We start from the raw sequence: 21,363 nt of genomic DNA, 5'->3' as shown, positions 1-21,363 counted from the left end.
AAAGAACAATTGGGCATGGAAAAACTCCATGCCCAACCTTGCTTATGCCTGCTTCAGCCCATAGCGATGGACAGCAACCCCGCCCTCAAACGCTTGATGTTCAAGCAATTCGAGCTGAACTGGTTGGCCCAAGCCAGCAAATAGGCGAATGCCTTGGCCAATCATGACGGGATTTACTTTGAGCACCAGCTCATCAATTTCGCTGATTAAGGCACTGGCCAACGAGCCACCACCACACAGCCAAATATCACGGCCATCCTCTTGTTTCAGGCTCTGAACCAAGCCCAGCGGATCTTGGGCAACCAGCGTCACATCGGGACTATCCAGCTTGCCAAGCGACGAGGAAATAACATACTGACGTAGATGCGCATAGGGGCTAGTCACGCCTTCGTTCAAGCCAACCGCATAGGTATGCCGCCCCATCAGCACCGTATCAAAGCGCTTTTGCTCAGCTGGAATCCCCAGCATGCTCAGCACATGGGTTGGCATGGTTTCAGGGTATTCTTGGCGAATGTAATCCATATGGCCGCCAGTCAGCGGAAAGAAATCAAAGCCACCAGCTTCGTCAGCAATAAAACCATCGGCGGTACACGCCACAAAATAGACTAATTTACGCACACACAACCTCCTTAGCAACTAGGCTTCTGATGCTTGAGTATAGCATGGCGCAGGCTGAAGCTGTGGTTGATTGGGCGCAGGGTTTGGGTAAACGTGCTAAGCAGTCTCGTTAACGCGAGTATAAATGATCTCAACAGCTTTGGCTTCAGGCTCGTCAGGTTGGCGATTGTAGGCCGTAATCAACAACCGATCTGGGCCATCAGCAACAATTTCGGTGCGCCAACCCCAATCGCTGTTGCCTTCAACCGCATAGCTACCAAGCACATTCAGCGTAGAATCAGCGGGATTGCCAGTGCTGAGCATAATATTGGTCGGCATATGAAAGCTATCAACCCAAGCCCCCTCAAAGCTAGCGGTCAATTGATTATAGCCATAGATCGCTGCGCCATGGAGTGGCGTGGCCTCAAACGCACTTTCATATTCGTGAATGACAAAGCGACTGGTGCCAATTCGGCGCAAACTGCCACGAATTGGCGATTCGTCGGCCAACGTTTCTGGCCCAAACCATGTGCGGGCTATTCCCTGCCACTGCCCAACCACGCTTTGCAAAATCTGTTCGATCGCCTGTGTACGTTGATCAGTCATCGTTATGCTCCTTACCCGAGGTTGCCAGCTTGAACGAAACTAGCCTGTTTCGCCCACGCTGGCAGCCAAAAATCTCATACATTGTAGCACAAATGTTTGTATTTCAAGAAGCATGTTAATTTTATTAATGTTTTCAATATATTTATGCATGAGACTTTTTAGGCCCACAATGAGACTTTTTGCTCCCTGCAATCCGCTATGCTAAATCCAATCAAGAGTATGGTTGTATGGAGGTATGTATGGACGTTCGACGACTCAGTATGCGGATTGTGGCGGTTCTCAGTCTGATGGCCCTCAGCATTTTGCCCGCTGCGGCCACCGCCGATTTCGACCTGTTGGATAGCCAAAACGCAACTGCGGTTGATAATGTCTCGACCGCGAATGGGGGAACGTACAATGGTGGCAGGGTCTATGTGGCAGCGACCAAACAAACCAGTAACAACAATGCCCTGCGGATCAATGGGATTTACACAGATGCCAACGGTGCGATTAGCGCCAACTATGCGTTGACCGCAGGTCCAATTCAAGATGTTGATGTGACGGAATATCGCGATAACATCGTCGTGGTGGCCGCAATTACCAGCGATCAGCTCAAATTGATTGCCTTCAAAACCAATGGCACGGGGGCCAATCGGCTAGAGCGGCTTGGTGATACTGCTGGCGTGGCCACGATTCCAGCCAGTGTCAATTATGTCCACGTCATACGGGTTGGCCCAACCACCAATCCATCAATCGTATCGGCTGTTCAACTCAGCGATGGCCGCGCCCGCTTTGATGTATGGGGCCTCAGCTCCGATGGCCAGACCTTTACCCATAAGTCAACCAGGATTTCGGTTGGCCAAACTGGCCGCATCGCGATGAGCGCCGATTATATTAAGAGTTCGCGCAACTTTGCGATGGCCGCCCAAGATGCCAACGACAACATGATCGTGACGCTCTGGCAGGTCGATGTCAACGGCAATCTGATCAAATTGGCGCAAAGTGCTCGTGGCGTGATAGTCTTTGCCGATATTACCTTATCAGGCAATCGGATTTACACCGCAGCAACCAACACCGCCTCGCCATTAGCAACCGCCGAAGTTGCCCGCTGGACAGTAGCAGCAGCTGGGAGCGGCGCGCCACTACCAAATGTCTTGGTCTACGAAGATGAAGCAACGGTGCCAGTCTACTTCTCGGGCAGAGTTCAACTTGTCGACCAAGGCAACGAAGTGGTGGTAGTTGGCCAAACTGCGAGCGCAACCGACGACAACGATTGGCAAACGATGCGCTTTATCACCTACACGTTCGATGGCAGCAATCTGAGCCTTGCCAATCCCATCAAGACCCTGACCAACAAAGCTGATGACTTCGATTTGGTCAAAAACGATGATCGCTTCTTCTTGATGATTGACGGCTTTGTCAATGGCCAAGATAGCCATCAACTCTGGCAATACAACTAAGTTCAAGCAATCCAAGCAATCACAAACGAAATCACACAACCACGCGGGTCGGGCATGAACTGCTCGGCCCGCGTGGTGCGGCGTTTATAGCTCATACGTTGGTCTAACGCTGGATCGGTTGAAAAATGCCCTGCGCGATCAATTGCTGAATATGCCGGGCAAGGGTTGCGGGCAGCGTCGGATGATTGATCAGCACACCAACCTCAATATTATCGTGCAGCGCATAACGGGTAAAATTTGCACTCGAGATCAACGCAAGCCGCCCATCAGCAATCGCACACTTGCCATGCATCACACCATAGCGATCTTCAGCAGTGCGTGAGCGTTGATCGAGTGGCCATTCATAGAACTTAAAATTAGCATGTTGGAGTGCCTGTAACCCAGGAAGCCGAAAGGCATGCGGCTGGGTTTGATGGCCATCATAGCGTTCGATAATCCAGGCGATCCTGACTCCACGAGCAAGTGCTTGCCCCAATTCAGCTAAAATTGGATCAATATCATAGATCGCAAAGGCCATGAGCAACAAACTTGTTTGGGCACTATGAATCACCTTGAGCAAGGCTTGGGTCGTTTGGCGAACTGCTTCGCGACTTGCCGGCCCAGTCCAGACCAAATCAAGCTGCGATTGCGCCCGCTCTTTGGCATAAATATACGCGCCTGTGGTGAGCGCATCGCTCAGGCGCAACCCAGAATACGCGGCAGAATCATGCCACCACCATGTCAGCAGGCGCGCAACTGCCTGGCGCAACGCATCATTGGCAGGCAATGCAGCCAGCAGTTGGGCTTGGCCACGTGCATCAGGTGCAGCATCCAAAGCCGCCAAGAGCCGGGCAATCTGCGGAATAAAGGCGGTCGGCACAGCTTGGAGCAAACGATAGAGTTCAGTCTGCAACGATCTCGCCAGCATGGATTACTCCTCAAAAAATGCCAAATCAGTTCGTTCGACCGTTGCAATAACGAGCGAGCGATCCAGATACTTATTGCCGCGTTCACACGATGTTTCAGGCAAAAACAAACAGGCATGACAAGCAGCGCCATGTAATAAACCAGGCTCGGTTTGTGGCTCATGATCAGCACAGAGCGGATCGGAGGCGCAGATTTGCAAGGTTTCTAAGGCAGCCCGCAGATGGTAGCCAAGGGTATCCGGCTGACCAAGCTGGACTAAGCCGCCTAAAGTCCCTTCACTATCAGCGGCGGCGGTATAGATCAAAATCCCAGCCATTGGGCCATCATCAGCTGTCGGTTCTAAAGCATAAATCCGCTCGCGCAAACTCGCCATGGCATAGCCACAGGCAACCGCCAATTGGCGAATTAGGGCATGCGCTAAGCTATGCAGCAAGGTATAGCGAATATCAGGATAGCCCTGATTCGGATCAAGCCGCCGTTGGCTGCGCCATGTCCGATGGGCTGCTTGAAATTGACGTTGCCGCAGCTGAACAGCAGCCCGCTGACACCAGCGTTGGATCGCAGCCTCGTCAAACTCCAAGAAAATACCCTCACCATAGACATCGGTTGCCGGAACCCACGTTGGTTTGCCTCGACTTAGCCCAACCATGGCTTGATCGTCGCTGGTCGTCTCTTCAAGATCGCCAAAAGCGCGAATGCGGGTAAACCCCAACAGTGCCCGCACTTCGCGCAGGCGTTCTACCAATACAACTTGCTGGATCATGCCCGCCATGCCTTCGGGTACGCCAGTTGGCACAGCCCGAAAATGGCCTGAACTCGGCGCTTGCAACGGCTGGCGTAGGGTCTGCCATTCTGGCGTTTTTAAGCTTTTTGGGTTCTCAATGCTCTGCCCTTGACGACGGGCCTCGATCGCAGCCCAAAAAGCAGCATCTGTAATTGTTGGATACGGCGGAATCACATTAAAGCGCCGCATCATCTCCAGATCGTTGATCGAGGTTGCCCGATTGAATTGGAGCCAATGCTCCTCGACAATTTTGGCAACCGGATCGACTGCTTGAGGCAACGATAAAGCCGATGCCATCACCCCAAACCAGGTATTCGAAGCCCCAAGCGCCAGCGTTTTGAGCGGCTTCAAACATGGCTCATCACTAAACATCCGAACATGCGGATGGCGACCACGACAGGCAGGCAAGCTGGTCAGCGCTTTTTCGCCAAAGGCATCGGAGAGCGGGCGGCGCGATTTGCCCGCAGTGCCATGGTGGCAGCCATCGCATTCGATATAGATTTCTGCCGCTTCACCAGTAACGCCAGCTTCGAGGATGCGCAAGACCCCAGCACAGCCAACCTGCTGGCCATGCACAAAGTAGCTCCACGGAAAATCATCAAGGTGGCCATGCTCACAGCCCGCTAAAAACCGCGCCGGAACCATCGTTGGCGGGGCTTTGGCCTTGCTACAATTTGCGTGAACATAGCGCGCCCGATCAGGCCGCACCGGATCGGTCTTCAGCTGCACCAACGAACTTTCAATCGCGAGCAACTGACGACAGAGTGGGCAAACCATCCAGCGCGGAAAGGTTGCGACGGGAACCCCAACCAACGGCGTGCCCGAATAGACCATGCCCGAACTCGCTGTCGTCTCAACTGGCGGATGCATCAGCCGCTGCACTTGACTGCCAAGTTCAGCTTGAACTGCCGCTAGCAAGCGTGCTTCGCTCACCTCACTTCTGCTATCCACCACCCAATCATCTAAACCTAAGACCATCACCGAAAGATGCGGCAAATCAATTAACGAGCCAATGCCAAAACTCTGAACAACTTGGCTTGGCCGAATATCGCCAACACTAAGGTTTGGATTGTTCATGCGCCATCCTCCGCCTGTCCAAGCGCCCCCGCCCACGGACGCAAACTATCTTGCTCAAACCCATGATCATGCAACAATAAATTGGTGGTTGGCTCGACATCGCGCAGCGAATTGAGACAGGTGAACAAGCCCCATTTGTCGGCATTCGGCATGTGCAGTAAGCCTTCGGTTTGGCCATCATTCTTGCCCTGATACCCAAGCCGCACCCCTGCATGGCGATAGTGAATTTTGTTCAACCAATCATCAAGCCGTGTATTGATCTCGGCATGCACATGGTTTGCGACTCCAGTTTGCCCCGTTACCAACTCAGCTCGCTCGGTTAGTACCTTAATCATTGCCTCGACTACGGGATTCTCCCGATCGATATGGCCAGCCTGCAAATTTTCGGTGTAGGTATGGCCATACAGCCGAATCAGGCTGACCAAAACCGCTGCTAAGCCGCGATCTAAGGCTCGCGCTGCAAACGGTGTAACCGAAATTGCCTCGACATGTTGATAGAAGGTGGCGTGATAATGCTCAAATTGTTCATAGTGCGATAAATCGCGGGGTCGCGACCAGTTTAAGATGCTTATCACCAAGCCAGGGGTATTGCGCCCAACCCGACTGGTCGCTTGGATATATTCGGCGGTTGTTTTTGGTTGCCCATTAACCACCATCGCCCCAAGCCGCTTAACATCGACCCCAACCGACAACATATTGGTCGCTAACACAACATCAAGTGGTTGCTTGGTCGTTGGCTGAGTCCGAAACGGAATTTCCAAGGCATCAAGCAAGACTGGAATATCTTCGGCGCTTTTGCGTGAGGTTAATTCTTCGACCCTGGGCGACCGCCGATTGGCCAAGCCGCGCTGGCTCATTTTGCCGAGCCGCGTGCGAATATCATCATCAACCAAGCGCCGCGCCCCACCCAAATCGCGCATTGCATTAAAATAGCCAACAAGGGTCATCCACGGATCGACAGCTTCGCCATAGCGCTCATATAAGGTTTGGGCTGCGGCTAAGAGCGCCACATACACCCGAATTAAAACAGCTTTTTGACGCTTGCCAATCGCACAAATGCCAAGGTAGCGACGGCCAGGCGTGCTGGCGCTAATTGACCGTTCCATGGCAAAAAAGCTATCGTTGGCATCAAAGCCTGGCGGCGGAAAAATTGCTAATTTGCGCACAAATACTGCATGCACCTGATGATCGGCGCGCCGAACAGTGGCGGTCGAGGCAATAACCTTGGGGCGCACCGCTTGCTGCTGCACCGTCCATGTACACAGCCGATCTATCGCGGTCTCATATAAGCCAACAAGCGTTCCCAGCGGGCCACTCAAGAGATGTAATTCATCTTGAATAATCAGATCGGGGGGCCGTAAAGGGCCATGAGAGCGCACACTGACTGCGGGCAAGCCTTCGTTGGGCAATGCCCGATGAGCGCTTTCGTCGCCAAGTTCAGGCGAGCCAAAACCATGACGTTCACAATAGCGATCAACATGGCCAAACAACATCTGGGTGCGGCCATTCCATGGCAATTGGGCAAATTTATCAACCGTGGCAATAATCAGCGCTGGCAAACGCCGATAAATTTCTTCATCGACCACAACCACTGGCAAGCCTTCATAGTTGGCATTACGCCGACTAAATGGACATTCGCCCCGTGGATCGCCACAATAAATCAGCGTTCGACCACGAGCTTCGTTAACACTAATATCACGGCCTGGCTCAATGGCGCTGCCACACCACGGGCAATTGGTCAGTTGGGCTGGCGATCCGGTTGCGCCAAAGCTGCCATAACCACCCCGATGTTGGGTTTTCAACACTTCTTTGCTCTGGGTAGTTGTATTCGGCGTTGTGCGCTGCCCAACCCAAAGCCCAATCCGAAACGGAGTCGTGCCCCAACGCTGATCGCCTTGGGCCGCCGCTTCGCGCCGCAAGGTCTCGCAGGCACAAATCAAGGCACTGGCGCGTTGGAACTGTTGCAAGGTCAGCAAGCGCAACGTGTAGCGCATAATCACCGCTACGCCATCCATACCCGAACGGCCAGCAACCACGCCTTGCAAGCGCCGAATTGCCAAGGTATAGGCGGTCAAGCCAAGGTAGGCCTCGGTCTTACCGCCACCAGTCGGATACCACAATAAATCCGCCAAGGCTTCAGAGCTTGCAGCCCGATCAGGATGGGTCAGGACGGTTAATCCCGGCAAGTTGAGCAAGAAAAAGCCAAGTTGAAAGGCGCGCCACGAGCGATAGTGCGGCTGATCAAAGGTTTCTCTGGTGACCGTTTGGCCCCGCCGCCGCGCCTCTGCATACAAGCTTTGCATGCGTTGCCGCGCCATGGCCTGATTGGCAAATTGAAACGCCTCAGCAGCCTGCGGATCACGATCAAGCAGCTCGATGCCCGCTTGCATGCGGGTTAAGGCTTGCTGCCACTGGCGAACCGTATCAGCCGCAACATCATCCCATGGTGCAAGGCTTGGGTCAGTGGTTAAGCGCCCAGTTTGGGTTGTAATCCAACGCGCATAGGCCTGACACAGTGGTTGCAAAGCTGCTGCAAACTGGCCCATCGATGTGCGGCTCAACGTATCCATATCAACGACCAAGTGGGCAAGTTCGGGCGCTTCTGCATGACTTGGCTCGGTGGTGACTGGGACATCAGCAGAGGGAATAACTGTCGTTTCAAGCATGGTTGCCCACAGCGGCTGCGCCGAATCACGGGTAGCTTGCACGCTCACGCCATGCCCAACCGCAAACTCAACCACGCTGCGATAGCGCATGGCCACCGTTTGCGCCTCGCGATCGCTTGGCAGCGTAGCTCGCATCCGTTGGCGGAAAATTGGCGCACCAGCAGGATCAGTTACCCGAATCTGTGGTTGAAAAATCCAAGCGCTATCACGCATGCGCTGTGGCTCATCTTGCATATTATGTAAAAAAAGACTAACGCTCCAGCCTTCAGCCCGTTGGCGCACAACCGCCCGACCTTGGACATGCGGTTCGTCTGGGTCTGGTTGCCAAGTATGAGTGCCTGGCTGAAGCGCAAGCTGGCAACTACCGCCGCGTGGTTCGCGTTGCCAGATTCGCGTGCTGTTGCCATCGGCAGTTTCTTGGCTAATCCGTTGATATTTCCCCCACGTCATGCTTACCAAGAGGGTTTCAGCGTGCGGGCTGACCGAGCAAGTTAAGCCCATCGACGAAGGAAACATCGATGGCGCTTGGGTTGTGCCAACATCAAGCGGTGGCTCGTCGCTGGTTAGGGCGCTACGCTCAAGATCGTCGTGTAATTCTGGCAGAATTTGCTGTTTACGCGGGGCTAACATGCCAACCAAATAGCGATCACGCACGCTAATTTCATGCACTTCTTCCTGCTCGCCGCCCGCAGGGCCAAGCAAATCGCGCAGAATAAGGCTTTCAAGCTCATCACGAATGGTAAATGGATGGGGTGGGGGCAGCACAGATTCAGCCATCATTGCTCCTCAACTATCAACTAACAGCCGAGCTTAACGTTTTTTACGGTTTTTGCGATCGTAATTGGCATGGCGCGTCCCGAAAATAAATTCACGATAGCCATAATATTCACCATCACACACATGCCGATCGGCTCTCATATTAGCAACAATATTAAATTCGTACCACGTATTTGGGCCTTCAACCACACAAACCCGCCTCCTGCATGTCGAACAGGTTTCAATGACGTACCCTTCTTTGGTGCGTGGGCGGGTATCACCAGCAATCGCAGGTGTCGGCGGCAAGGTTACAAGTTCAACCGATTGCCCCTTACGACTACGCGCATGCTGCTGTCGGTGATTCGCTACTAAATGCGAACTCATGATCAGACCACAATCTGGACACTTCTCGAGGGTTCTTGTTTCCTCAGTCAGCGTTGCTGTTGCTTGCATTGCTCGTCGCGGGCAACGCTCGTGCCGATGTCGATCAAAATGCTTCCGAAGAATGGTTGTTTGACAGTCAGGGCAAATCAGCGAACGCGCCTCAGCTTGTTCAGGCTGAAGAGCAGGTTTATCTGGTCGGCGGGCTGGACATTTGCGCTGATGTTTCGCTAAGCGCTTTTGAAGAATACTGACCCCACAATCGGGACATTGGATTGAATCTACAGGACGCAATTCGGCAGTGGTTTTGCCACAGCCCGCTAAAAGTGGGCACGAAGCCGTTGCGCCGGAAAAGCTTGTTGGCAATAGGGGCAAGCAACAGCATTTGTATGCTGAGACGCATTGACAATAAATCCGCAATACCGCTCAATATGCAAGTGAAAACGATTATGTTGAATTGCTTCCTTGCAAAGAGGGCAATAAACCATTTTTGGCGCAGGAACTGTACGACGCTTACTCACGATCATCCTCCATTCTTGGAGTAGTAGCATGGGTCAGCTAAGAGGCTAATTTAGAGCACCGCAAAATGTAATCCACAAAAACCCAAGAGCTTCCCAAGATCATTCAGCCCACCATCGCGGCTTTTATTCGCTTCCATATAATAATCACGATACCGAGCTGGTAAGATAAACGCATTCCCTGTGGGATGAATTGGTTCAGTGGCGAGTAAATAGCGCTTCGATCCAGAAGCAATCGGAAGCGGTAATGTTGCAAGCAATTCATGCTGATCAAGATACCCTAAGACTTGTTGGTATAAATCACGCATAGATTTCGCCTGAAAGATGGTTTGTTCAATCTGAATGGTAATTTTGACTGGTTGCGTGCCAGCACTAAGTGCCTGAATTGGCGATTTTTTCTCTGCCAAATCAGCCGAATCACTGGTGAATTGTTCCGATAAAATTTGGTAGAGCATAGTAATCGCTGATTCATGTTGAGCAAATAATTGACGAACCAGATCCTGATCGCGTTGGGTAATAATCAATGGTGAGCCACCTTTCAAGCGATAGCGCAGAGTTTTGACATACTCATTCAGCATGGTTAAGCCAAAGGGCGACACGGTTGGCGCATGCAAACACGGTTCAATCACCTCTTCATAGAGGTCTTGAAAATCAATCCTAATCCAACGATCATCACCCAGCAACGATGCTGTATCTTTGACAAATGCATGACTCGGAGCAAGATACACAGGAATCGTGAAAATACCCTGCTGCATAAGGCGATAAATATGCGCCATATAGCGCGTACACTGACCAATATCAATCGCTGCACCGACTTTCATCTCAACCAAAATCTGGACTTCCTTCCATGGTGGCGGAAGATCTGTTTCAAATTTGAGACGATCAATAAACACATCAAACCGCCCTGTATCATTGACCCGAACTTCGTTTGGATCACGCTCATTGGGCCGAACATTGGCCTCGGCAAGCTTCACAAATGTCAATAACCATTGCAGATCAAATGCTGCCGCATGATTGGTGACCTGATTGTTGGCCAGCAGCAATAAAAAGCGTTGCAGCGGGTAGACCCCCAGCTGGTGGCTGGCTATGGGATCAAGAAGCCAGCCCAAAAGCGCACTGTGCCATGTTTCGGTATGGGTTCGCCCTACTGCATTAAAAATAGTGGGGGCCGTTTGTTCTGCTTCAAATTGAACGAAGCGTGGATCGTGGATTAACGATAAGATGGCAGTTAAGTAGTCGGCTGAATTCTTCGCCATAACAGCACCTCGTTCATCATCAATAGGCGGCAATTATCCCAAGATGGTCGTCTCACGGATATAGGCTGGTAATACTTCTTGGGATGCGTGAAACGCTGCTTTCAACGCTGCTAGTCGCTCAGTAGTCAAGCGCGTTACCGCTTGAAAGCGACTAATAGGCACGCTATGCTTGAATTGAGCATAGGGTAAAGGATTATCGAACAAATTAACACGCTCGATTGGGGCAAACTGACGATTATAAAAATGAAACTCCCCTTGCGGTGGCTGAGCATGAAATTCGGTTGTTCCGCCCACCAATCCACAGCCAAAGATTGTTCCCCCATAGCGCTGCGCTAAGACGAGGGAGCGTTCAAGAATCGCAATTAAACTTGGATCAGACCTTTGGCGCTGGGCGGTTCGGAGTAACGTTCGCAGCCGTGCAACCGAAGATACCCCATGATAAAAGAACAAGAAATCTCTGGCGTGCATCTGCGATAAACCAGACCACATTAATGGTATTCCTGTTCCAGGATACAGCACTGTTTCCAGATCCGTCCAAGGCTGCCCCTGAGCGTTGGTATTTTTCTCCAACATCCCTTCAAACTCGCTAAGTGACGTGGGAATAGCCAAATTGGTAATGCATGCTTTGGGAGTGTGTGGCATGAACGATCCTTATTATCCTGCACGATATGAATGGTATCGTTTGTTATACCATAGCTTTAATGGTAACTCAAGCATTGATTAACAGCCTATTTGACAAGCGCAAAGCCAACAAATACACTAATCTATGGATAAAAAATACAAACAATTAAATGTTCTAGGCAGAAAGTAGTACGATATGCTCATTGGAATGAGTATTGGCAATTATCGATCATTTAATGAGGTGGTAACCTTCTCGATGGCTGCCACGAACATTACTTCGCGCAATAAAACGCTTGATCAACAGACAGTTTTTGAGGCTGCCAAGCTATCATTGCTTACCAGTGCAGCGATTTATGGTGCCAATGCAAGTGGCAAGAGTAATTTTATCAGCGCGCTACGCTTTATTCGCGATTTTGTGATCAATTCTGCCCGCAGTATGCAAATTGATGATCCAATTAAGGTCGAGCGTTTTCGGTTGAGCACCGCAACAATCGATCAGCCCTCGTTTTTTGAACTCTCGTTCATCATTGAGCCAACCCAATATCGCTATGGCTTTGAGGTTACACCTCAGGCAGTGGTCAGCGAATGGCTCTATCATAGCCAAAATGACGCTGAAACGCTGGTTTTTGAGCGCGAAGGGGAGCAAATTGAGCTTGCTGAGCCGTTTAAGGAATTTCATCAACTGCGCCAATTTACCCGCAATAATGCCTTATTTCTTTCAGTCATTGCCCAGTTTAATGGTGAGATTGCCAAAACAATTTTAAAGTGGTTTACCCAACTCCAAATCGATTTAAGCATTAATGACCGTCAGGGTCGGACAAATGTCCTTGGGCAATTTGAACAATCTGATGATCAAGCCGCCATTATTCATTTCGTCAAAGCGCTTGATGTGGGCATTGCTGATATTCAGGTTGAGCGAATCGTGGAGGATCTGAATCCCGATGACTATCCCGTCTCCCAAACTAAACCTCCGACTGGCAGCACAATTATTGTGCGGCATAGTCGTACTACCTATTCAAAACTCAAAACCTTGCATGAGCAATTTGATGCGAATGGAAACCTCGTCGGTGTAGAAGATTTTGATATTGAAACCCATGAATCTGATGGTACAAAAAAATTATTAGCGCTTGCCTTCCCGATTGTTCAAGCCTTAAAACATGGCTATATTTTGGTGATTGATGAGCTAGATGCGCGGATTCATCCTTTAATTACATGGGAGATTATCAAGCTGTTTAATACGGCAGCGAGTAATCCGCATCACGCGCAATTGATTTTTACAACGCATGATACCAATTTGCTCAGTCACGATTTGTTTCGGCGCGATCAGATTTGGTTTACCGAGAAAACCCGCCATGGCGCAACCAAACTGTATTCGCTGGTTGAGTATAAAGTTGGCAATACTGGCTCATTGGAGAAAAATTATATCGAGGGTCGCTATGGGGCAATTCCCTTCTTAGGCGATATTGCGGGGATCATGGGTGCTCCTGATGAATAAGCATGCGCGTCGTAGAATTGACTATTTGCGCCGGCCCATCAATCAGCGTGATGAAGAAGCAGTTGTTTTGATTGTTTGTGAAGGTGAGAAGACCGAACCAAATTATTTTCGTAGTTTTCGCGTCTCGAAAAAAATCCATGTCCTTGGCGAAGGTGATAGCCCATTAAATCTAGTCAAAAAAGCCCGTGAGGAACAACAAGCGCATACGTATGATCAGGTTTGGTGTGTCTTTGATCGCGATTCGGTGCCGCCTGGTCAGTTTAATACGGCGCTTCAACAGGCAGAACAGCATGGCATCAAGGTAGCGTATTCAAATGAATGCTTTGAACTCTGGTATCTGCTGCATTTTCATTTTTATCAAACCGCGATTGAACGGGCTGAATATCCTAGGTTGCTGAGCGAAGCACTTGGCTTCGACTATCGCAAATCAAGGCCAGATATGTACGCACTGCTTGAATCACGCCAAACCAAAGCCATTCAGCATGCCAAGCGCTTGCTTCAGCTGTATCAGCCAGTCAACCCTGAAAAAGATAACCCATCGACCACAGTTTTTCGCTTGGTCGAAGCGCTGAACAAATTAGAACGCGAGTGAGGCCCCCCAACCGATTGAATGGCTGAGGGATTGACCGCGTTACGACATTATGCAAACAAGGCGGCTAGCTCCGGCGCAGCACCAGTGGTATAGTGCTGTTCGAGGAGTTGGCCTGCGTCAGCAAACAGTTGATGAAACATCACCATCGTCTCGACTCCCCACTGGCGGATGGCGGCAAGCTCCTCTTTGCTAGCGGTAATTGCCCCCTGATGGGAAACAGTCACCCGTGAAGCGCGACGGCGTGGCATGGTGTCCCACTCAGGGGCAGTCCCAATCCGACTTGTCAATTTGGCCATCTTTGGCAAATAGAGCTGCCACAAGGCTTCATAGATCGCGGTATTCAGGGCTTCGTTTCCGGTATCAATATACAATTCAAGCCGAAAGAAGCCGGTGCGCGTAAATTGGGCATTCAAGGCGGCAATTGACCGCTGTTGTGCTTTTATCCGTGCCACTGTAATCCACGAGGTGCCATCGGGTGACATTGGCAAAAAGCGCTTGTCTCGTGATCTCAGTTCTGCCACAAACCGGCTGAAGAAATCAATATAGGCTTGCTGGCGCTCATGAATCTGGCTAAAGCTCACCTTCTCTTGATCCATATTAATAGAACTGACTTTCCAATCGGCGGCTAACCAACTCTTTGAATGTGCATGGCCATAGGTATCGTTAGCCCACCATGCGCGATGGGTTCGTGCTGATGGAGGGAGCGGAAACGCAAGAATATCTTCAATTTGCGCAAAACTCAGTTGAATTTGGCTGATTGTTCGGTTTTGGCTACGTAGCCAGTGGGCAAGACGATCGTAGCGGCTAGCATTGGGCAACGGAGGATCTTCAAATTCGCTAGGTGTCTGGACTGACTCGATAATAACTGGTTCCGTTGTATCGGTCGCTTGTATTGGTGCTACATCATCAATTACAGCAATTGCGGAGGTATCGAGCTGTGGCGGTTGATGACGGGCCAGCCAATCTTTGCAAAAACGCAATCGCTCGCGCTGATAGTTTGTAATTTCACGCAGATGAGCTAAATCGTTGCGGGTTTTCCGAATAATTTCGAAGATCGTGCGAATATCTTCTGGCTTTACGCTAAATACATGGCCATAATAACGCCAATAGTCCCTTGAGAGAAAGAGTTGGATAATCTCCGCAAGCGTTAATTGATCGATTGGCTGAGGATCAGACGTTTGCTCGAAGTGGGTTTCGAAGACATTCAGAATGCGCCGATCACTAATTGTTGGAGCTTGTGAGTCTGCCATCAGCGCCTTAACAGCTTTGATAAAATCAGCTCGCTGTGCTTGGCCGCGTGGAATCACGACTGTCGGGGTATCCGATCCTCCTTCAAGCTCTGGATTCGACTGCAACAAGAATGAAAGAATAAAATCGCGCAACCGAAATTCAATATCTTGAACATACATTAGATCTTGGGTTTGACGACGAAAATACTCAGTTGTGTCATAGCTCGTCACGATTCCCGTTAACAAACCTTGGTTGTCGACAATCAATACAGAACCTTTGGCTTGCACCGTATCTAGCAAATCAAATAGCTCTTGATCATCACGCGTAATCATAGGTTTTTGCATAACATCGGAAATCCGCAGAGTCTGGGGCTTAACTTGAAAATGATGGACTACTTGGACAATCCCATCGCTAAAAACTAATCCAATCGGTTTGCCTTGCGCATCGACCACTGGCAGTTGGCTATAATCATATTCCCGCATCAAATCGATGGCGGTATCCATGGTATCAGCCAGCGAAACAGTTACCGGTGGCGGACGATCATTGAGAAGTTGTTGCACACTAAATCGCATTGGGCCTGCTCCTTGGCACATACCGTTTATCAGTCATATAGGGGATTGCAATCCCTCACCGCTCCACGTTGAAGCTTAAAAATCTTCGTCTGAAAAGGGATCAAACGTCGCTGGATCAAAAAATACTTCTAGAAAGGGATTAAATGCTGCTGATGTTCGGTCGCTAATCTTAAGGGTGTTAAGAAATTGATACATGCGTTTATTGATCGGCGAAAGAACTACATTAAAGGGAATGCCTTTGGCGCGATAGTGTTCGGCAACGGTTCCAATTAGAATATCAAGCAGCATGGCAAAGTTCACCACATCGGCCTTGAAAAAGCGTTCAGGGTGTAAGTAGACCAACACAAAACCACGGTATCGCTGGCGCAGTTGGTTATGCTCAATCACACTCCCCGCACAGCGCATTTCACTAATAAACGCGTCCCATGATGGGTTGCGGATGCCATGATAGTCGTTGTGACCTTCAAAATCGTAGCCGTAGGCAAAGGCCAAATGGCATTCGAGTTTGCTATTCAGCTCGGTTCCATCTAGCACAACGCAATGATAGCCATCTGCCCGCAGGCGCTCGGCTAGCGCTAAAAGATCATCGGTCAGCAGATCAAGCATGGTCAATGGATAGAGCGAATACGGCTGGATTGTGGTGATCGTTGCGTAATCAAGGGTTGGGTAGACCATCGCTTATTCCTCGTTCGTGCGATCAACAGCGGGCTTTGCTTGGGTCGCTGGCAGGCGCTGGGTTGCGAATCGCAGCTAGTTCTGCACCAGACCAGCGTTGCGCCGCTTGTTCGTCGAGCCATTGATAGAGCGCCGTGGCCTGTTCAGCGCTGAGCGCCATTGGTTGCGAGTTGAAGCCAGCCCGCAGTTTGCTGCGCAATCGCTCAAGATCAAGCCCTGCTTCGGCCAACCCAGGCACAATATCAATCAGCGACCAATCGTGGTTCAGGCCTTGAAAGCTGCGCGCAGGATCAGCTTTGAGCGTGAAGCGCCGCCGGCGTTTGAATTGATGTTGCCATTGCGCCCATTGATAATGGTCAGCATAGGCCGCCGCTGAATCGACAAGCGGCTCATCGGGCGCGATCTGGTTGGCCTCAGGCCAGTAGTGCTTGCTGGCAACCACAAACACTAAATCGCAAAAGAGCTGCTGGAAGTGCGGAAAGGTATCGCCAGCCACCCAAAAATTGATGTCACCCACCTGCGGACGCATTTGGGTAATATGGCAGTAGCTGTGCAGAAATTGCGCCTGCCAAATATACGGGTCTTGGTTGCCCTCCAGCGAATCATGATGAATCAGTTTGCCTGCATGCTCCATTATTTGGCGCTTGGGATGATAGATCAGATAGCCTGCCATCGTTGTTGCTCCCGTGCTAAAATTCCATGCCCTGTTGCTGGTCATTGGCTGCGGCGGCCTTGGCCTTTTTGCTGGATTTGGCTTTTTTCGGCGTTTTGTCGTGCAAGCCTGCGGCAACTTCTGCTGCATAGCGTTGATGATTGAGCGCCAACAAGCGATCAAGCACGTTGCGCCGCGCTGCCTCGCTGATGGTGTAGCGCAAGCCTTGTTTGGTTTGATGAAAATCGTGCTCTAAGGCCAAATCATCCCAGCCGTAGGCGTTGCGCACCGCTTCGTCCATGGCCACATGCGCTTGCCGCAAGGCCACAATCGATTCGCTGCTCTCAGCGGGGTTGTGAAAACGATTGTAGGTTTTGGTCAGGCCTTCGTTGTGGGCCAGCATAATCTGTTGGCGCAACTGGTGATACTGCTCGCCAATCGCCTCTAGCCCGTCAATTGCTTCGGGAAAGGGGAAGGTTTCGAAGCAATCGGATGGAGTATACATAGGTCTCGTTTCTAAAGTAGAACCATATAATAACATCCATTTTTCATGTAAAGATGATTGTACAAAACAATAAAGTTCAGGGTTAATAGCAAAAACTGTTAGTCTCTCATTATAAATTTGATTATTTTTCACATAACAAGGACAAAAATGCTGGCTTACACGAGATAAAACTAAAACCCGCCCCATCCCTGCAATGGTTTGGTAGAGTTCAGGCCTTGTTCGCATAAATTTCCACCAGTTATTTCTACCATATTGATCATTTTGAGCAAGACGTTGTGATTTTACCTTTTCCAATACAATATTATATGGATCAGGATAGGTTTGGGCCTTTTCAAGCGGCCAATCGTGAAAGTTAATCACCCAGCGGCTAGGTGACTGATCAGGGTTGGTATTCAAATCTTCGCCATTGAGGTAGGGAAACAGCACCTCACGATTACGCGAATCACGCTCAATCATGGCATGGGCTTCGCTTGGTTCAAGCACAAAGCCCATGCCTAATACATACGATCCAATAAAGGATTTAGCAGCATTGGCCGCTAAGCGATTGGGCTTGCCACTGACGGCGCTTGGTTCAGCTAAGTAGGCATTGATGCCACTTACCAACCGATCATCTAAATAATACGAGCCTTGCCAGAGACCGCGATGCAACCAGAGGTGTGCTACTTCTAAGGCTGCTGTGCCTGGCCATGGCTGGCTAGGAATCGCCCGCACGATGCTCATTGTTTGGCTCAGCAGTTGATCCAAGCCAACTTCGCGGGTATCGCCTTGGGCAATTGTGTTGGTGGCAATCAAGCCAAGCATGCCATTGATCGCCAGCAGTGGCGCGGCGCGTAAAAAGAAGTAGGCACATAAATCAACAAGTCCTTTTTTGCCCTCAGCAATGACCTCTATTAAATAATTTCTATAGGGCGTACCAAGTGCGCCTGTAATCTTCTGGCCGCCCATAAACGGCGGGTTGCCAATAATCGCATCAAAGCCGGTTGGCCGAATCGGCGCAATTGGCTGATCGTGCTTCACTTTATCCAACAGCGTCTCAAGGCTGGGGTGGGCTTGCTGCTCGCTATCGAACACCTCGGGAAACTCCAGCGGCCAGTGCAAGGGTTTGTTTGGGCCAAGGTAGCTGCTGGCCTCGGCGTGCAATTCGCGCAACGGCTGGTCATCGGCGCGCTCAAAGTTGGCATCAAGGCGCTGCAACCATTCGATGCTCAGCCCAGCGCGCAACTGCGGCGGAACCAAGGCCGTAGCCGCCAAAACATCTGCCGCCAGCTTCAAACGCTGCATGGCTGCATCGGCCTCGGCCAACAGCGCCGTTTTGTGCTGCAAATCGCGAATATCAAGCTCTGGCAAGTGTTGCAGCTTTTGGCGAGCAGCGCTGGCTTTACGTCGCGCCTGATCCAGCCTGCCAATAAACAATGGAATATTGCCCGCGCCAGCCAGCGACCAAACCCCAAGCTGCGCAAGATCGACCCCGAGCAACGAATCGCCGCAGCGCAGCGCGTGGTCGAGAAAGGTAAATGGGCGGTCTTTTTGCAGCGTCACCAGCCACAATGACAATTTCGCCATCTCGACCGCCAGCGGATTGCGGTCTACGCCATACAAACAGCGGTCGGCCACCAAGCGGCGGGCCAGCGCCAGCCGCTCATCAACATCGCTGGGCAAGGGCTGCTCCTGCAAGGCCCCGCTGCTGGGGTCGGCGCTTGGAGCGGTTAATATCAATTTGGGCTGGCGTTGTTCTGCTTGTTCCCACGCTTCAACCACCCGTTCGGCCAAATAGCGGCAGGCCTGCACCAAAAACGCCCCCGAACCCATGGCCATGTCGCAGACCTTGAGGCTCAAAATGGTCTCGGCGCTGTGGAGCTGCCATTGTTCTGGCGGCAAGCCCTCGACCACGCCAGCAAAAACCAAGGGTTCCAAGGCATGCTGCACCATTGGCTCGGTCAGGCTGCGCGGCGTGTAGTGAGTTCCGGTGGCGCGGCGATCGCTGCCGCTGGTTACAAACAAACTGCCAGCGGGAATCACGACCGGATTGCCAAAACTATCCTCGCGCAACAACCCCTGCCATGGCAACACCCGCTGCAACAGCGCCTCGTTGTTCTGGGTAGCAGAATACAATTTGGCATTTTGCATTAAATCTGGTTGCTGGGCAAACTCGCGTTGCATGGCTTTCGTAGCGCGTCCGGTTAGCTCGCTGAGCGCGGCCCAATCGAGGCCATTTGGTTGGCGCAAAGCCTCCAACTGACTGAGCGCAACTTCTGGCTCCAGCCCTTTGGCACCTTTCAAGCCCAGCATTGGCTCGCTGGCGCGGCTGGCTGTATGGTCCAACAAGCCCTCATAGACATGGCCAATTTGCTCAATATCCAAAGCCCGAAACGACAAGCGGCGCGGCTCGGAACCACCGCCAGGCACAGGCACTTGCAGCATCTGCAACGCATCGAGCAAGTGCAATACCGTGCGATTATCGACTGGCAAGGGCTGAGCTGGGCTGGTTTGCCACGAACTACCAGCGCTGCGACCCTCCAAAAAAGCAAAGCGATCGGGGTCGAACAGCGTGCCACCATAGGCAGGCAAGCGCAGCAAATCGTGATAGACCCCAGCATAAATCATGCGGAAGGTTGCCAACAAGCGGCACCAAGCATCGCTACGACGGGCCAGCACCTCCTCGCCTGCTTGGTCGGCGTGCTGGCGTAACTGGGCGCGCAAGGTTGAAACCGCATACGCTTGATCGTAAAGCTGATCGCCGAGCAACAACAAGCCACGCTCCTCTGCCGAAAGCAAAAAGACCAAGCGCATCATCACGGTTAAGGCTGCTTCGTAAATTTTGGCCTCGCTAATGCCCTGCAACAAGCGGCGTTGCTGATCGAGGTCAATTTGATCGAGGGTTTGCACCAACACCGAGACAGCGGCACGCACCTGCGCCCCCAGCTGATCGGTCACTTCCTGCTGATTATCGGCACTTGCGCGCAGGAGTTCGGGCAAGGTTTCGGCCTCGACCACCCCAAAAAAGCGCCGCACGCCTAGCAACGAGCGAAATGCGCGCAGGGTTAATGGCTCATCGAGCCACAGCTCTGCATACCAACTAATAAAACTGCTGGTTGCGCCTTTGGGAGCAACGACCAACATCCAATGCTCGCCATTGGTCAACAAGCCGAGCGGCACATTGGTTGCGCGCAGCAAATCGAGCATGCGCATCACGGGCGAGGCCTTCCAGCGACTGCCGATAAACGCTTTTTCTAGCGCCTGATTGGCGGGCACAACCATGCCCAATAAGCGCGGCTGAGCATCGCGCTGCTGATCGTGCAGCACCCAGGTTGGGCGCAGCGTCTCGCCATATTCGGCGACGGTGGTTTGCAAATTTGGCGTAATTGCCTGATCGACATGCAAAAAATCGCGTTCGATGCCAAGCACCGCCTGAACCACATAGCGCCACCATGCGGTATGCAAGGCTGGGTCGGGTGCTAAGCCCTGCTGATTATCGCGCCATTCCTCGTAGGCCAAGCGCAGAGTTTGGCGCAGGCCACTATCATCGGCATCGAGGCCATGCGGAAAGGTGCGCAACAAAACCGGCATCGAGAGAAACGGCCCCGATACCTCAACCAACGAAAGCCATTCGGCATGATCACGAGCAATTGACATAGAACCTCTTTGCAAAGGATGAATTATGAAGGATGAAGGCTATATGTAAAGGATGAATTATGAATGATGAATGATGAAGGCTATATGTACTGGTTCATTGCGTTAACCATGGACTGATCCCCTCACCCCCCAGCCTCCTCGTCCGTCGAACAGGCGAGGGGGAACCACGGAGTTAGTGCTCCCCTCTCCCGCGTTCAAGTGGGAGAGGGGGCTGGGAGGTGAGGGCATGCTCCACCGCCGACCAATCGATCAAAACCTACCCTAACGGGTGCTCCCCCTCGCCCGCGTTCAGTGGGAGAGGGGGCTGGCTTACAAGGGTAGGTAGTTAATCGATGCGATGTACAAACGGCAGAGAATCCGCGTATACTGGACGTGTCAGCAGCCAGTGATCCGAGGAATTCT

Annotated in this window: 16 protein-coding genes; 4 read left to right on the top strand and 12 right to left on the bottom strand. The window is 51.5% G+C overall.

All coding sequences use genetic code 11. From position 1 onward, the window contains the following. Positions 1-42: 42 nt before the first annotated feature. Together JOD20_RS20980 and JOD20_RS20975 are read right to left on the bottom strand one after the other, a co-directional pair. Positions 43-618, bottom strand: a complete 576-nt coding sequence (locus JOD20_RS20980; RefSeq protein ID WP_204757153.1) for a dihydrofolate reductase family protein — start codon at positions 616-618, stop codon at positions 43-45. A 96-nt stretch (positions 619-714) separates the two neighbouring features. After that, positions 715-1,203: a DUF1579 domain-containing protein gene (locus tag JOD20_RS20975; protein WP_204757152.1), complete on the bottom strand. Its 489-nt coding sequence runs from the start codon at positions 1,201-1,203 to the stop codon at positions 715-717. 239 nt (positions 1,204-1,442) lie between these two features. On the opposite strand from JOD20_RS20975, the gene JOD20_RS20970 reads away from it, so the two are divergent. Further along, on the top strand, positions 1,443-2,642 hold the full coding sequence (locus tag JOD20_RS20970; protein WP_204757151.1) for a hypothetical protein: 1,200 nt from the start codon (positions 1,443-1,445) through the stop codon (positions 2,640-2,642). A gap of 103 nt (positions 2,643-2,745) precedes the next feature. Here the strand turns inward: JOD20_RS20970 and drmC are convergent, their stop codons facing one another. The 4 genes from drmC to JOD20_RS20950 are packed head-to-tail and all read right to left on the bottom strand — an operon-like array spanning position 2,746 to position 9,284. Next, positions 2,746-3,549 (bottom strand): DISARM system phospholipase D-like protein DrmC, encoded by an 804-nt coding sequence (gene drmC, locus JOD20_RS20965; RefSeq protein WP_204757150.1) that lies wholly within the window; start codon positions 3,547-3,549, stop codon positions 2,746-2,748. A gap of 3 nt (positions 3,550-3,552) precedes the next feature. Then, positions 3,553-5,409 carry a DUF1998 domain-containing protein gene (gene drmB / locus JOD20_RS20960; RefSeq protein WP_204757149.1) on the bottom strand — a complete coding sequence of 619 codons (1,857 nt, stop codon included), beginning with the start codon at positions 5,407-5,409 and terminating at the stop codon, positions 3,553-3,555. After that, complete coding sequence (gene drmA, locus JOD20_RS20955) at positions 5,406-8,852, bottom strand: DISARM system helicase DrmA (protein WP_204757148.1); 3,447 nt, start codon at positions 8,850-8,852, stop codon at positions 5,406-5,408. The genes drmB and drmA overlap by 4 nt, the downstream gene beginning before the upstream one ends. Before the next feature lie 33 nt (positions 8,853-8,885). Then, positions 8,886-9,284, bottom strand: coding sequence for a hypothetical protein (locus JOD20_RS20950; protein ID WP_204757147.1), 399 nt, complete (start codon positions 9,282-9,284; stop codon positions 8,886-8,888). On the opposite strand from JOD20_RS20950, the gene JOD20_RS20945 reads away from it, so the two are divergent. Next, positions 9,275-9,466, top strand: a complete 192-nt coding sequence (locus tag JOD20_RS20945) for a hypothetical protein (protein WP_204757146.1) — start codon at positions 9,275-9,277, stop codon at positions 9,464-9,466. The two genes, JOD20_RS20950 and JOD20_RS20945, sit on opposite strands and share 10 nt — an antisense overlap. A 317-nt stretch (positions 9,467-9,783) precedes the next feature. On the opposite strand, the gene JOD20_RS20940 is transcribed toward JOD20_RS20945, so the two are convergent. Next, complete coding sequence (locus JOD20_RS20940; protein WP_204757145.1) at positions 9,784-10,986, bottom strand: PD-(D/E)XK nuclease family protein; 1,203 nt, start codon at positions 10,984-10,986, stop codon at positions 9,784-9,786. A 33-nt stretch (positions 10,987-11,019) separates the two neighbouring features. Continuing rightward, the gene (locus JOD20_RS20935) at positions 11,020-11,628 is read right to left on the bottom strand and encodes a hypothetical protein (protein WP_204757144.1); all 609 of its coding nucleotides are present in this window, start codon (positions 11,626-11,628) and stop codon (positions 11,020-11,022) included. Positions 11,629-11,803: 175 nt separating this feature from the next. Between JOD20_RS20935 and JOD20_RS20930 the strand changes: the two genes are divergently transcribed. Together JOD20_RS20930 and JOD20_RS20925 are read left to right on the top strand one after the other, a co-directional pair. Beyond that, positions 11,804-13,102: an AAA family ATPase gene (locus tag JOD20_RS20930; protein ID WP_204757143.1), complete on the top strand. Its 1,299-nt coding sequence runs from the start codon at positions 11,804-11,806 to the stop codon at positions 13,100-13,102. Further along, the gene (locus tag JOD20_RS20925) at positions 13,095-13,694 is read left to right on the top strand and encodes an RloB family protein (protein ID WP_204757142.1); all 600 of its coding nucleotides are present in this window, start codon (positions 13,095-13,097) and stop codon (positions 13,692-13,694) included. Before JOD20_RS20930 ends, JOD20_RS20925 begins: the two co-directional genes overlap by 8 nt. Positions 13,695-13,741: 47 nt before the next feature. Here the strand turns inward: JOD20_RS20925 and JOD20_RS20920 are convergent, their stop codons facing one another. The 4 genes from JOD20_RS20920 to JOD20_RS20905 all read right to left on the bottom strand — a co-directional run bounded on the left by JOD20_RS20920 (position 13,742) and on the right by JOD20_RS20905 (position 20,961). Further along, on the bottom strand, positions 13,742-15,496 hold the full coding sequence (locus JOD20_RS20920) for a DUF4268 domain-containing protein (protein ID WP_204757141.1): 1,755 nt from the start codon (positions 15,494-15,496) through the stop codon (positions 13,742-13,744). Between the two features lie 75 nt (positions 15,497-15,571). Then, positions 15,572-16,171 (bottom strand): hypothetical protein, encoded by a 600-nt coding sequence (locus JOD20_RS20915; RefSeq protein ID WP_204757140.1) that lies wholly within the window; start codon positions 16,169-16,171, stop codon positions 15,572-15,574. A 22-nt stretch (positions 16,172-16,193) separates the two neighbouring features. Continuing rightward, a complete protein-coding gene (locus JOD20_RS20910; protein ID WP_204757139.1) occupies positions 16,194-16,844 on the bottom strand; it encodes a hypothetical protein in 651 nt (216 codons plus the stop codon). Between the two features lie 16 nt (positions 16,845-16,860). After that, positions 16,861-20,961, bottom strand: a complete 4,101-nt coding sequence (locus JOD20_RS20905; protein WP_204757138.1) for an Eco57I restriction-modification methylase domain-containing protein — start codon at positions 20,959-20,961, stop codon at positions 16,861-16,863. Positions 20,962-21,363: the final 402 nt, after the last annotated feature.

The sequence above is a fragment of the Herpetosiphon giganteus genome, assembly GCF_016907925.1.
Classification (GTDB): domain Bacteria; phylum Chloroflexota; class Chloroflexia; order Chloroflexales; family Herpetosiphonaceae; genus Herpetosiphon; species Herpetosiphon giganteus.
The sequence above is the reverse complement of the archived record's forward strand: the minus strand, read 5'-3'. Positions and strand labels throughout refer to the sequence as shown.